Annotated in this window: 16 protein-coding genes; 13 read left to right on the forward strand and 3 right to left on the reverse strand. The window is 37.4% G+C overall.

Annotated features, from left to right (window positions below; translation table 11 throughout):
* Positions 1-100 precede the first annotated feature (100 nt).
* The 13 genes from J2S10_RS07700 (at position 101) to J2S10_RS07760 (ending at position 11567) form a co-directional block, all read left to right on the forward strand.
* Positions 101-295, forward strand: coding sequence for a hypothetical protein (locus tag J2S10_RS07700; protein ID WP_307406110.1), 195 nt, complete (start codon positions 101-103; stop codon positions 293-295).
* 34 nt (positions 296-329) lie between these two features.
* The gene (locus tag J2S10_RS07705) at positions 330-878 is read left to right on the forward strand and encodes a glycerol-3-phosphate responsive antiterminator (RefSeq protein WP_307406112.1); all 549 of its coding nucleotides are present in this window, start codon (positions 330-332) and stop codon (positions 876-878) included.
* 215 nt (positions 879-1093) lie between these two features.
* Complete coding sequence (locus J2S10_RS07710) at positions 1094-1918, forward strand: MIP/aquaporin family protein (protein ID WP_307406113.1); 825 nt, start codon at positions 1094-1096, stop codon at positions 1916-1918.
* A gap of 34 nt (positions 1919-1952) precedes the next feature.
* Complete coding sequence (glpK, locus tag J2S10_RS07715) at positions 1953-3443, forward strand: glycerol kinase GlpK (RefSeq protein ID WP_307406115.1); 1491 nt, start codon at positions 1953-1955, stop codon at positions 3441-3443.
* Positions 3444-3635: 192 nt separating this feature from the next.
* A complete protein-coding gene (locus tag J2S10_RS07720; protein ID WP_307406117.1) occupies positions 3636-5327 on the forward strand; it encodes a glycerol-3-phosphate dehydrogenase/oxidase in 1692 nt (563 codons plus the stop codon).
* Positions 5328-5620: 293 nt separating this feature from the next.
* Positions 5621-5887: a phosphocarrier protein HPr gene (locus tag J2S10_RS07725; RefSeq protein ID WP_307406119.1), complete on the forward strand. Its 267-nt coding sequence runs from the start codon at positions 5621-5623 to the stop codon at positions 5885-5887.
* Complete coding sequence (gene ptsP / locus J2S10_RS07730) at positions 5887-7602, forward strand: phosphoenolpyruvate--protein phosphotransferase (protein WP_307406121.1); 1716 nt, start codon at positions 5887-5889, stop codon at positions 7600-7602. The genes J2S10_RS07725 and ptsP overlap by 1 nt, the downstream gene beginning before the upstream one ends.
* A gap of 200 nt (positions 7603-7802) precedes the next feature.
* Complete coding sequence (locus tag J2S10_RS07735) at positions 7803-7949, forward strand: hypothetical protein (protein ID WP_307406123.1); 147 nt, start codon at positions 7803-7805, stop codon at positions 7947-7949.
* Between the two features lie 217 nt (positions 7950-8166).
* Positions 8167-8802 carry an FMN-dependent NADH-azoreductase gene (locus J2S10_RS07740; RefSeq protein WP_307406126.1) on the forward strand — a complete coding sequence of 212 codons (636 nt, stop codon included), beginning with the start codon at positions 8167-8169 and terminating at the stop codon, positions 8800-8802.
* A 121-nt stretch (positions 8803-8923) separates the two neighbouring features.
* Positions 8924-9709 carry an SDR family oxidoreductase gene (locus tag J2S10_RS07745; protein ID WP_307406127.1) on the forward strand — a complete coding sequence of 262 codons (786 nt, stop codon included), beginning with the start codon at positions 8924-8926 and terminating at the stop codon, positions 9707-9709.
* An 89-nt stretch (positions 9710-9798) separates the two neighbouring features.
* The gene (locus tag J2S10_RS07750) at positions 9799-10272 is read left to right on the forward strand and encodes a hypothetical protein (protein WP_307406129.1); all 474 of its coding nucleotides are present in this window, start codon (positions 9799-9801) and stop codon (positions 10270-10272) included.
* 169 nt (positions 10273-10441) lie between these two features.
* Positions 10442-11320 (forward strand): NAD(P)-dependent oxidoreductase, encoded by an 879-nt coding sequence (locus tag J2S10_RS07755; protein ID WP_307406131.1) that lies wholly within the window; start codon positions 10442-10444, stop codon positions 11318-11320.
* A 67-nt stretch (positions 11321-11387) separates the two neighbouring features.
* Positions 11388-11567, forward strand: a complete 180-nt coding sequence (locus J2S10_RS07760; protein ID WP_307406133.1) for a hypothetical protein — start codon at positions 11388-11390, stop codon at positions 11565-11567.
* Positions 11568-11602: 35 nt separating this feature from the next.
* Here J2S10_RS07760 and J2S10_RS07765 read toward each other — a convergent pair whose 3' ends face one another.
* The 3 genes from J2S10_RS07765 to J2S10_RS07775 form a co-directional block, all read right to left on the reverse strand.
* Positions 11603-12751, reverse strand: a complete 1149-nt coding sequence (locus J2S10_RS07765) for an aminotransferase A (protein WP_307406135.1) — start codon at positions 12749-12751, stop codon at positions 11603-11605.
* Positions 12752-12981: 230 nt separating this feature from the next.
* Positions 12982-13182, reverse strand: a complete 201-nt coding sequence (locus J2S10_RS07770; protein WP_307406138.1) for a hypothetical protein — start codon at positions 13180-13182, stop codon at positions 12982-12984.
* A gap of 179 nt (positions 13183-13361) precedes the next feature.
* Positions 13362-13838 carry a YkyB family protein gene (locus tag J2S10_RS07775; RefSeq protein ID WP_307406140.1) on the reverse strand — a complete coding sequence of 159 codons (477 nt, stop codon included), beginning with the start codon at positions 13836-13838 and terminating at the stop codon, positions 13362-13364.
* Positions 13839-13985: the final 147 nt, after the last annotated feature.

The raw sequence follows: 13985 nt of genomic DNA on the forward strand, positions 1-13985 counted from the left end.
AATGTTTTTGCAGTATAAAATTTCCTCGGGAATATCATCATAACTTGACTTAAGGAAAAATAGTTTAGGTAAAATAAAATACGTAAAGGTGGTGCTATTGTTGAAGGTAGAATTGATAAATGATATTTTGAATCGACTTATGACAGGGGATTTAACAGAGTATTATGTAAAAAATGAGGATTTTATGGAATTTCGCCAGGTTCTTGCTAAGAGAAATGATTTTAAACATTTTCGTGGCATAGGCCAAAGGGGCGGAGATGTATTATATCAATACTTAGAAAATCCCCGAAGTTAATTGAGGAAAGTTGTATGAAAGGAAGTCAAAAAATATGGAACAGAAAATATTACCGGCATCGTCAACTCTAAAGGAATTTGAACGTTTTTTGCAGAGTTCTTTTGAAATCGGAGTTTTTTTAGACATGCATATTGCGCAATTAAAAAATATTAATTTGATGGCGAAGCAGAGCGGAAAGAAAATGATTTATCACGTCGATTTAATTCATGGAATCAAAAATGATGAATATGCAACAGAATATATTTGCCAAGAATTTAAACCCTATGGTTTGATCTCGACAAAAGCAAGTGTCATCCAAAAGGCAAAACAAAAAGGGGTAATCGCGGTGCAAAGGATATTCCTAATTGATAGTCATGCACTCGAAAAAAGCTACAAACTAATTGAAAAAACACAGCCGGATTATCTTGAGGTGCTTCCGGGGGCTATGCCGAGGATGATAACTGAAGTAAAAGAGAGGGTGAAAACCCCTATTTTTGCCGGAGGCTTAATTCGTACTCCTGAAGAGGTACAGAATGCTTTAAATGCAGGTGCCTCAGCCATTACCACCTCAAAAAGGGAATTGTGGGACCTGTTTGGTAATTAATGTTAATAAAATATTACTATTTTTGTAGAAAAAATATTGACACCGCTTTCATAACTATTTATACTCAATTTAACAAGTTAATACTTTGTGACGGAGATAAGGAGATTCACGCAGAAACCCAATTTTGGGTTCATTCTGTTGTGAATCTCTTTTTTTTCGTATTCAACATGAGAAAACTAAAATAAAATCAACTTAAAAAAAGGAGAGGGTAAAAAATGACACCATTTGTTGGGGAAATGATTGGAACAATGATTCTGATCGTGTTCGGTGCAGGGATTGGAGCAGGTTCTTCTTTAAAGAAGTCTTATTCTAATAATGCAGGTTGGATAGTGATTACAATTGCTTGGGGACTTGCTGTAACCATGGGGGTTTTTGCAGTTGGGGCAGTAAGCGGGGCACATTTAAATCCTGCGGTAACAATAGCCTTAGCGTTAAATGGAGATTTTCCATGGTCTAATGTACCGAGCTACATACTGGCGCAAATGATTGGAGCAATATTGGGTTCAGTATTAATCTTTTTACACTATTTGCCCCATTGGAAAGTAACAGATGATCCGGCTACAAAACTTGGTGTTTTTGCAACAAGCCCTGCTATTAAACATACTTTTTCTAATCTATTAAGTGAAATATTTGGTACTTTTATTCTTGTCCTTGGTCTATTATTTATTGGGGCAAACAAATTTACTCAAGGGTTAAACCCGCTTGCTGTTGGTTTACTCATTGTAGTCATCGGGATGTCTTTGGGTGGAACTACAGGTTATGCGATAAATCCTGCCAGAGACCTGGGACCGCGTATCGCCCATTTCTTATTACCAATACCGGGAAAGGGAGGCTCCGATTGGGGTTATTCATGGATTCCGGTGGTTGGACCACTTTTAGGCGGAGCTCTTGGAGCAGTATTTTATAAATCAGTTTTTTTAGGAAAAGTATCAGGTTCGCTTTGGGGCGTTTTAGGATTTAATATTATTGCCCTATTACTTGCGTTTGCATTTGGGAAGAAACAGGCTGCAGACCTGGACCGATCAAAGATTGCCGCTTAAATTCTTGTTTATCTTAATAAATAGGGGGATTCTCATGGAAAAGTATATATTATCTTTAGATCAAGGAACTACGAGTTCTCGAGCCATTCTTTTTAATAAAAACGGTGAAATCGTTCATGTTGCACAAAAAGAGTTTACACAACATTTTCCGAAGCCGGGTTGGGTGGAACACAATGCCAATGAAATTTGGGGATCGGTCCTCTCTGTCATTGCCGGAGTCCTATCCGAATCAGGCATTAAACCTGAACAAATTGCCGGGATCGGAATTACAAATCAACGTGAAACAGCAGTTGTTTGGGATAAAGAAACGGGTGTACCCGTATACAATGCAATTGTCTGGCAATCGAGACAAACAAGTTCTATTTGTGATGAGCTAAAGGAAAAGGGCCTTAATGATTTATTCCGGGAAAAAACAGGCTTGCTCATTGATGCCTATTTCTCCGGTACAAAAGTAAAATGGATCTTGGATCATGTGGCTGGAGCACGGGAAAAGGCTGAGCAAGGAAAATTATTGTTTGGAACGATCGATACATGGCTGATTTGGAAGCTATCAGGCGGTCGTGCACATGTTACTGATTACTCCAATGCTTCTCGGACGTTGATGTTTAATATTTATGAGCTTAAATGGGACGATGAATTATTGGAAATCTTAGGAGTTCCGAAATCAATGCTTCCCGAGGTGCTTCCTTCATCTGAAATTTATGCGAACACGGTGGATTATCATTTCTTTGGTAAGGAAATTCCAATATCGGGGATAGCAGGGGATCAGCAAGCAGCGTTATTCGGACAGGCATGTTTCGAAGAAGGAATGGCTAAAAACACCTACGGAACGGGCTGTTTTATGTTAATGAATACAGGAGAAAAAGCAGTACGTTCAGAACATGGCCTTTTGACAACAATAGCTTGGGGCTTAAATGGCAAGGTTGAATATGCACTGGAGGGAAGTATATTCGTAGCAGGTTCAGCGATTCAATGGCTCCGTGACGGTCTTAGAGTGATTAAGGATGCTAAAGATAGCGAAGAATACGCAGCAAAAGTAGAATCTACAAACGGGGTTTATGTGGTTCCTGCGTTTGTTGGATTAGGAACTCCATACTGGGATAGTGATGTCCGTGGTGCTGTGTTTGGGTTAACTCGAGGAACTTCGAAGGAACATTTTATTCGTGCGACACTTGAATCGCTTTCCTATCAAACAAAGGATGTTTTATCCGCAATGGAAGCTGATTCCGGTATCGTTCTTAAAACGCTCCGTGTAGACGGAGGAGCAGTGAAAAATAATTTCTTAATGGATTTTCAAAGTGACATTTTAAATGTTCCGGTGGAAAGGCCGGTTGTGAGTGAAACCACAGCATTAGGTGCTGCTTATTTAGCGGGGTTAGCAGTTGGATTTTGGGAAAGTCAGGAGGAAATTTCCCGTCAATGGGCCATTGACAGGAAATTTAGCCCGAAAATGAATGATGAAAATCGCAATAATCTTTATAATGGCTGGAAAAAAGCTGTGAACGCAGCGATGGCTTTCAAATAAACGGGATAGTGGATAGTCAACTCAAATTATTTATGGTAAAATAAAATCAAGTTAATACATTGGCAGGAGAAATCGGAGAGACCACAAAAACATTATCGTAATTCGATAATGTCTTTTGTGGTCTCTTTTTTATTTCTCTTCAAAATTCTCAGCATATAAAAATATATAGATTCATTTATGGAGGAAAACATGATGAAATTTTCTAATTTAAATCGGAAAGAAAGTATCAGTAAGTTAAAAAGCGATTTATATGATGTTTTGGTCATAGGCGGTGGAATCACCGGTGCCGGTATCGCCCTCGATGCTCAAGATAGGGGGATGAGAACGGCACTGGTAGAAATGCAGGATTTTGCTGCAGGTACATCAAGCAGGTCAACAAAATTGGTTCATGGTGGACTTAGATACTTAAAGCAATTTGAAGTAAAGATGGTTGCTGAAGTAGGAAAGGAAAGAGCAATTGTTTATGAAAATGGCCCACACGTGACAAATCCCGAATGGATGTTACTTCCTATTCATAAGGGGGGCACATTTGGTAAATTTAGCACTTCAATTGGCCTAAGAGTTTATGACTTTTTAGCAGGAGTGAAGAAATCAGAGCGCAGGACGATGTTATCTTCGGCAAAAACTTTAGCGAAAGAGCCGCTATTAAAAAAAGCCGGTTTAAAGGGTGGGGGCTATTATGTTGAGTACCGGACTGATGATGCCAGGCTGACGATTGAAGTCATGAAGGCAGCAATTGAAAAAGGTGCAATCGCCGCAAATTACACAAAGGTAACGACGCTTATTTACGAAAATGGAAAAGTTGTCGGTGCGAAGGTACAAGATCAGATAACAAAAGAAAAATATGAGATACGTGCGAAAAAAATCGTTAATGCAACCGGGCCATGGGTTGACCAAATACGGGAAATGGATCAATCAAGAAAGGGAAAAGTACTGCAACTAACAAAAGGAGTCCATCTAGTCATTGACCAATCCCGTTTTCCCTTAAAACAGTCCATTTATTTTGATACACCGGATGGACGGATGGTATTCGCGATTCCACGTGAAGGAAAGGCATATGTTGGTACAACGGATACCTTTTATGATCAAGATACTGCACATCCTTATATGACTTCAAACGATCGCAGTTATATTATTAATGCGATAAATTACATGTTCCCGCAAGTAAAAATTAGTGAAAAGGATATCGAATCAAGCTGGGCCGGAGTTCGTCCGCTCATATATGAGGAGGGAAAAAATGCCTCAGAAATTTCTCGAAAGGATGAAATTTGGGAATCAAAATCAGGTCTGCTAACAATTGCAGGGGGAAAGCTTACAGGTTATCGGAAAATGGCTGAAACGATAGTAGACCTTTTGGCAGCGAAATTAAAGACGGAAGAGGCAATAAGCTTCACTGAGTGTAAGACTAAAGCAATGCCAATTTCAGGAGGTAATGTAGGAGGATCATTAAACTTTGAAGCTTTTGTTGCAAAACAGATACAAAATGGGGTAGCGGCGGGATTAACTAATATGGAGTCTGAGCATCTTGCCAGAATGTATGGTTCTAACGTTGATACCGTTTTTGAACTCTTTAAAAAGAATGAAACCGATGCAGTGAATTACAATTTACCATCTTTATTATTTGCAAAGCTTGTTTATAGCATTGAATTCGAAATGGTAACAAATCCAATTGATTTCTTTAATCGAAGAACAGGAGCAATCTTGTTTAATATTCAATTAGTACAAAAATGGAAGAGTCAAGTGATTGCCTATATGGCTGATAAGCTGAATTGGACTGAACAAGAAAGGAAAGCATACTCGCTTGCATTAGAGGAGGATTTAAAAGCAGTAATAGTTCCGGTAGATGAACAAGAGCATTTACCATATGCTGCAAATGGGAATTAACGAAAAAAACTGTCTCAAATTTTTATTTGAGCAGTTTTTTTATGTGATATTATTAACAGTTTAAAAAGTATGAGCGTGTTATTCTAGCACTTGTATAGATTTCGCAATTTAGAATTTAAATCTCTGTACATGTTTGAGGGGCAAAGGGGAAAAGTAAATTGAAAAATTAAATAAATATATTTTCTCTTTTAGCGATTTAGTTGACTAAAAGGCGTAAATTATTGTATAAGTTAATGAGGTAAGAAAGAAATTTTTTTTCACATTATTTGAATTTTAAAGGAGTTTGATTGAGCATGGCAGAAAAACAATTTAAAGTAATCGCGGAAACAGGAATTCACGCAAGACCTGCGACCTTGTTAGTGCAAACTGCGAGTAAATTCGATTCCGAAATCAATTTAGAATATAAAGGTAAAAAAGTAAACTTAAAATCAATTATGGGTGTTATGTCACTAGGTGTCGGTCAAGGTGCTGATATTAACATCACAGCTGAAGGCAGTGACGCAGAAGAAGCATTAAGAAGTCTTGAGGAGACATTGACAAAAGAAGGTTTGGCTGAATAATGACTTTTTTACATGGAATTGCTGCATCAAATGGTATTGCGATTGCAAAGGCGTATCGCCTTGTCGAACCAAATTTAGCTTTTGAAAAGATGACAATTGATGACACCACAACTGAAGTTGAACGCTTCCGTGCGGCGTTAAAAAAATCTAATACTGAGCTTGAAGCTATCCGTGACCGTGCTAACGTAGACCTCGGAGCTGATAAAGCTGCTATTTTTGAAGCGCATCTTCTTGTTTTAAATGACCCTGAATTAAATGGGCCAATAGAAGATAAGATTCAATCGGAAAAAATGAATGCGGAAGCTGCACTAAAAGAAACAGCAGATATGTTCGTTATGATGTTTGAACAAATGGATAATGAATATATGAGAGAGCGTGCGGCAGACATCCGTGATGTTACAAAGCGGGTTCTTTCCCATTTATTAGGTGTACAATTAGTAAATCCAAGTATGATTGCTGAAGAAGTTATCATAGTTTCCGAGGATTTAACGCCGTCTGATACTGCACAATTGAACAGACAATTTGTTAAAGGGTTTACAACAAATATCGGTGGAAGGACATCGCACTCAGCCATTATGGCTCGTTCAATGGAGATCCCTGCGGTAGTTGGAACAAAGACAGCTACAGAAGAAATTAATAATGGCGATTTAGTTATTGTTGATGGTCTAAAAGGTGAAGTCCATATTAATCCAACGCCGGAACTGGTTGAACAATACCGTAAAGTCCATGAGGATTATGAAGTTCAAAAAGCTGAGTGGGCGAAGCTTGTGAATGAAAAAACAGTTTCTGCTGACGGTCATCATGTAGAATTAGCTGCGAACATCGGTACTCCAAATGATTTAAAAGGGGTAGTTGAAAATGGCGGTGAAGGTGTAGGATTGTACAGAACCGAATTTCTTTACATGGGCAGAGACCAACTCCCTACTGAGGATGAACAATTTGAAGCCTACAAAGCTGTATTAGAAGGTATGAGTGGAAAACCGGTGGTTGTCCGCACCTTGGATATTGGCGGAGATAAAGAACTGCCATATTTGGATTTACCAAAGGAAATGAATCCATTCTTAGGGTTCCGTGCAATTCGTCTATGCTTAGAAGAACAAGGAATTTTCCGTACGCAGCTTCGTGCGTTACTCCGAGCAAGCAGCTATGGAAATCTAAAAATTATGTTCCCGATGATTGCTACCTTGGACGAGTTCCGTGCAGCTAAAGCAATTCTTGAGGAAGAAAAGCAGAAGCTAGTGTCTGAAGGACAAAAAGTAGTGGACAAAATTGAATTAGGGATTATGGTGGAAATTCCATCAACGGCTGTGCTAGCCGATCAATTTGCGAAGGAAGTTGACTTCTTTAGTATTGGGACGAACGACCTAATTCAATACACAATGGCTGCTGACCGAATGAATCAGCGTGTCTCTTACTTATATCAACCATATAGCCCATCCATTCTACGATTGGTCAAAATGGTTATTGATGCTGCTCATGCTGAAGGTAAATGGGCAGGTATGTGTGGAGAAATGGCAGGAGACGAAACAGCTATACCGGTTTTACTTGGCCTTGGACTTGATGAATTTTCGATGAGTGCAACTTCAATTCTTAAAGCACGTTCATTAATTAATAACTTGAATAAGTCAGACATGGAGAAACTCTCTCAAGAAGTTCTTAACATGCAAACAACTGACCAAGTTATTGAAGCTGTAAATGTGGCAACTACAAAATAAATAAACTCTTTTTACTAAAGAATTGGTCGACTGTGTAATCAGTCGGCCTTTTTCATTTTTTTAAATTGTTTCCCGTAAAATTCAGATAATTAAGTTTTTTTTGAGAAGGAAGTTAAATGTAACAAAAGAATAATAATAGGTAAGTAAATAGGCAAAAAGGCATATGATAAACGTAGGAGTCGGGGGAGGTGATAGAAAATATGGAACAAAAACCGATACATTATGATGGTAGTTTTCAACTTGGTCAAGCTGCAAATGAGTCAGTGATTAATGAGCCATTCACAATGACTGATGAAATGAGGACCAACATTGGTCGAAATCCTTATTCACTTGACGCAAATGATTAATTTGATACATAACTGGATTTGTCAGGAAACAAATCCAGTTTTTTAATAAAATAATGAATATTTTAGAGGTAATATCTTTGACATTCAGAGAAATATTTAATACAATTATCTCGAATTAAAAATATTTAAAATCAAGACTTATTTAATTCTTGGTTATTTCATTGATTTTTGATTCAAACTAAAATGTCTAAATACACAATCAGAAAGGTGATAAGAAATGGCAAAAGTATTGTACATTACAGCACACCCACACAACGAAACTCAATCGTATAGTATGGCGGTTGGGAAAGCATTTATCGATACCTATAAGGATGTTAATCCAAGCGATGAAATTGTTCATATTGACTTGTATAAAGAAAACATCCCACATATCGATGCCGATGTATTTAGCGGTTGGGGAAAACTACAATCTGGACAAGCATTTGATGCACTTACTTCCGAAGAAAAAGCAAAGGTTGGCCGTCTAGGCGAACTAAGCGAGCAATTTGTAGCGGCAGATAAATATGTCTTTGTTACTCCATTATGGAATTTCTCCTTTCCTCCAGTGATGAAAGCTTATCTTGATTCTGTTTCTGTTGCTGGGAAAACCTTCAAATATACAGAACAAGGCCCTGTTGGACTTTTAACAAATAAAAAAGCATTGCACATCCAAGCTAGAGGGGGTTTTTATTCTGAAGGCCCTGCGGCTCAAATGGAAATGGGACATCGTTATATAAGTGTGATGATGAGTTTCTTTGGTCTCCCTGCACTTGAAGGTTTATTCGTAGAAGGGCATAATGCGATGCCGGATAAAGCACAAGAAATCAAAGATAATGCCATTGCCCGTGCTAAAGACCTTGCCCATAATTTCTAATACTTTAATAACAAAGAGATAAATCCATTCTCGGATTTATCTTTTTTTCTGCCTTGAATTTTTAACAATACAATTTTTTTTTGTATAATTAGAAAGATAGAAAAGGAGGAATAGATAACATATGAATTTGAATCTAAGTGGTAAAACAGCATTAGTTGTTGCTTCCAGTCAGGGTTTGGGTTTTGCCATTGCTGAACGGCTAGTGAAAGAAGGCGTAAATGTCATGATTTCCGGTAGGGACGAGTTTAAGCTAAAACAAAAAGCAGATGAACTGGAAGCAATCGGTGCAGGTAAAGTTGCTTATCAAAAGACAGATATTACAAATGTGGAAGAAATTAAACAGCTTGTTTCCAAAACAATTGTAACCTTTAGTAGTATCGATATGCTCGTCAATAATGCCGGCGGACCGCCTGCAAGCTCATTTGAAGATTTAACCGATGATCATTGGTATCAGGCATTTGAATTAAATTTACTGTCTTATGTTCGGATGATAAGGGAAGCCCTGCCATATTTAAAACAACAAGGTGGAAAAATACTCAATATCGCTTCTTCTTCAATAAAAGAACCCATTCCGGGGCTAATACTCTCAAATACATATAGAACAGGAATTGTTGGGCTCTCAAAAACACTGGCTTCTGAGTTGGCACCGTATAATATTTTAATTAATACAATCGCACCCGGTCGCATTGCCACGGAACGTGTGAAACACTTGGATCAAATTAATGCAGATAAGCAGGGGATTAATCGGGAATCAATTGAGTTACAAGTTAAGGAAGGAATTCCTTTAAAACGATATGGGACACCTGAGGAATTTGCCAACGTTGCTGTGTTTCTGCTTTCTGATGCTAATTCATATATGACGGGTAGTTCTTTTCTAGTAGATGGTGGAATGATAAAGTCTATTTAGTCGTTTAATTACTACTACCTTAATTAACCGCTTCTTACGTTTATTACCAAGATGTTTTGGCTATGGTAAAAACATAAAGGAGTGTTCATATGTTTAGAAATTTTCGACATAATCTTGTACTAGTGGCAGTGATATTTTTTTCATCAATTATTTCCGGATGTGGGATTCCTTTCACAAATGAGATAATTGTAAACCGCTATGCGGATGCTTTGCTTACAAAAAATAATGAACTTCAATTTCGTTTTCGGATTAATAATGAAATTTTAGCCGGTCATCAATTATATAAGGTAAAAATCACGATTCACAATGACCAATTAGCTGCAGCCATCGGGAAACGTGAAATTGTTTACGGTGACGATCAGGTACTTAACGGAGAATTTTTAGAGGTAAAAGACAAAAGTGAAAAGTATATTTTTATGGCACCAATTCCTTTAAAACGAGATTTACATATTTATCAGCTTGAAAAGATGATTGAAAAAAACAAAGCGGTTTCTATTGAAGTGTTTAATAATCAAGAGGTCCTTGGACGTGCCTATTTAACAAACTTTTCTTCAGAACTTTAATTCGAGTTTATCTTTGGAGGAGCAAGGACACAATAAAAATGTGCATAAATTTGGAGATGGAGCACTCTACCGGAGCGATTAAACGTTCCGGTATTTTTATGAATTCTTTTCCTAAACAATATACAAGTGCTAAAATAAAATAGAGAAATGATAGGAAGGAAAGATAAATTTGTTAACTCCAAAAAATACGGTAATTGGATTTATAGGAATCGGTGTAATGGGAAAAAGCATGGCAGAACATTTAATGACCGCCGGCTATTCTATGGTTGTTACAAGCAGAACAAAGGAAAAGGCGGAAGCGCTACTTAATAAAGGTGCACAATGGGCGGAAACAGCAAAAGAAGTGGCTGAAAAGGCAACGGTAATTATCACGATGGTAGGCTATCCAAAAGATGTGGAAGAAGTATATTTTGGGGAAAATGGATTGATTCCCAATGGGAGAATAGGAAGTTATTTGATTGATATGACGACTTCCGCTCCTTCACTTGCTGTGAAAATATATGAAGAAGCGAAAAAGAGAGGAATTCAGGCATTAGATGCTCCCGTTTCAGGTGGAGATGTTGGAGCTAGGGAAGCAAAGCTTTCGATAATGGTCGGTGGTGAAAAAGAAGCATTTGAAGCTGTTCGCGTACTCTTAGAGCACCTTGGAACAAATATTGTTTATCAAGGAAGGGCGGGTTCCGGGCAACACACTAAGATGAGCAATCAAATAGCGATTGCCTCCAATATGATTGGTGTCTGTGAGGCTATTATTTATGCCGAAAAAGCAGGTTTAAATTCGGAAAATGTATTAAAAAGTATTACAGCCGGGGCTGCGGGCAGTTGGTCGTTAAGCAATCTTGTTCCAAGAATGTTGAAAGGGAATTTTGAACCCGGTTTTTACATAAAGCATTTTATAAAGGATATGAAAATTGCCATTGATGAAGCAGAGCACATGGGTATGGATGTACCCGGATTGTCTTTAGCTAAATCTTTATATGAACAATTAGTTGAAAAGGGCGAAGAAAATAGTGGAACGCAAGCTCTTTATAAATATTGGCAGAACTAAATCACTATGAATAAATTCCTCCTCAATTCAAGAAACTATCATAGATATCTGATTGGGAGGAATTTTGATGGCAAAACGTACGAAAAAGAATGATCCGGAACAAAAAAATAAAAAGGGCTTTGATTCTGCAAAATTAAATGAAGAATTTGCCCATGAAATGGGTTCAGCGGCTACAAATAAAATTCATAAAGATAAAGCTAAGAAGGAAAAGGCACCGAAAAATAACGGAAAATATAATGGACAATAAATGGAAACACCCTCATTAAAGTGAGGGTGTTTCCATTATTTTTTTAGGTACTTTTCAATACGGTCCAGTCCGAGTTCTAAAGTTTCCATGGAACAGGCATATGATAATCGAAAATAACCTTCACCGTATTCAGAAAAGGCACTTCCCGGAACGACAGCCACTTTTGATTTATTAACAAGCTCAAGAGCAAAATCAAAGCTGTTTAATGGGATAGAGCTTGGAATCTTGACAAAAAAATAAAAAGCGCCATCAGGCTTGATCACAGATAGGCCCATGGAATGAAGGCGGTCAAAACAATAGTCTCTTCTTCCTTCGTATTCTTTTTTCATTGGAAGAGCATCATCGATTCCCTTTGTTAATGCTTCAAGTGCAGCTTTTTGAGCAATCGAATTGGCACAGGATACATTATATTGATGAACTTTTAATATATGTTTTGTAATGTTTTCCGGAGCAAACAAAAAACCAATCCTCCAGCCTGTCATTGAATGGGATTTAGATAAGCCATTGATGACAATCGTCTTCTCTTTTAGAAACGAAGCAATGGATTTATGTGATTGATCAAAAGTGAGTTCACTATAGATCTCATCGGCGAGAACAAATATATTTCGTTCCTGTAAATAGCTCGCTATCTCTTGAAGCTCCTTTTCCGTGAGACTTACACCGGTTGGATTTGAAGGGTACGGGAGAACGATGCAACGTGTTTTATCGTTAATAAATGGTTTAATCATTTCTAATGTGAAACGAAATTGATTTTGTGTAACATCCACATGGACAGGAATTGCACCGCAAAGGCGAATAATCGGTTCATAACCGGGGTAAATAGGACCCGGTAGAATTACTTCCATTCCTTCTGTTAAAATAGTTCGGAAAGCAATATCAATTGCCTCACTGGCACCCATCGTAACAATTACTTCCGATTCAGGTTTATAATGTATCCCATATCTTTCTGCTACAAAATTGCATGCAGCTTCTCTTAATTCAAGGATTCCAGCATTGTGCGTATAGGAGGTAAAGTTATCCTCAATCGCCTGTATCCCTGCTTTTTTCACGTGTTCCGGAGTGGGGAAATCAGGCTGCCCGATTGTAAGTGAAATCAGATCATCTATATGGGATACTAAATTGAAAAATTTTCTAATTCCTGAGATTTCTAAATCTCTAACCTTTTGATTTACTAAGTGTTCCACCTTGTTCATCCTTCCCTTAAACTCAAATTACTGACGTACATTTTCCAAGAATAATACTGATTATAGACTGATTTAGAAAAATATTCTACCATGTTTAGTTATTTACAAGGTAATGGCGTTGTTTTGGGAATAGATTGAGAAATCAAAAAAAAAACGGTCTGAATTTATATCAGACCGTTTTAGGGGGAAGGGGAGTTATATATCAAATAAGAGAGCTAAATTACTAACAATTAATATCCGTAGTCCCAGTCAACCTCGTCTTCATGCCAGAAAACCGGTGACACAGCTCCGAAATCTACTACTTTATTTTCGAGACTGCAGCTGCAATGTTTACAGCCGCATTGATCTTTTATTTCTTTGAAAACTGATTGATCAATGTCTTCGATATACATGATATTTTGCTCTTGAAAAAGAATTGCTGTTCCTTTCATGATAAAAGCACCTCTTTTAAAATTTACTACCTCGATTTTCGTTATTGTTTCCTCTTTATGATTTCATTGTAAGATTGTTTTTCTTGTGAGTCTATATCTTTGTGATAGTGTTCACAAAAACATCACGAACTTGGGGAGATATAATGAAAAAGCCGGAAAATCCCGGCTTTTTCATTATATTAGGAATATCTTTCACCTAATTTTTTGAAGATTGGTTTTTGGTAAGTGCGCTGATTTCGGTTGTTATTTGATGGAGGTTTGGATTCTGAGATACCGGTATAGGATTGTAAAATCGCTTTTGCTTGATTTAATGATAGTGTTGCCTTTGGGTTTCTAACACGCCCATCCAATTTACCTAAATGAGGAAGTTCAGTAAAGTCTACTCGAATAGGAGGGATATGAAAGGTGTATCTTCCGCATTCTACTAGCACATCAGACTGCTGTTGACTATTATGCGGGTTTTCTGAGAAATGAAGCCCTATTTTTTTGGCTTTACCTTCGTCAATCAATTTTTTTAATGATTCATGCTTTAATTTATATAAAAACTTGGGATTTGGTGCTGTTTTTGCGTGACGATTCACAATAAATACAGCTTGAGCGAGGTTTTCGATGGTTAGGTCAAAATTAATTCGGGGGCGATTCTTATCGTGACTCAAAATTTGTTCTCCTTTCTATCTTAAAACACCATCATTATACCATTTTATTTCCCAATTTAAAAATATTCTAAGAAATTTTTTAAAAAATGTTGTTGCAGCTTATAAAATAAGGGAAAAAGATTTCCTGAATGAAAAATCCTTATCACT

The organism is Neobacillus ginsengisoli (genome assembly GCF_030813055.1).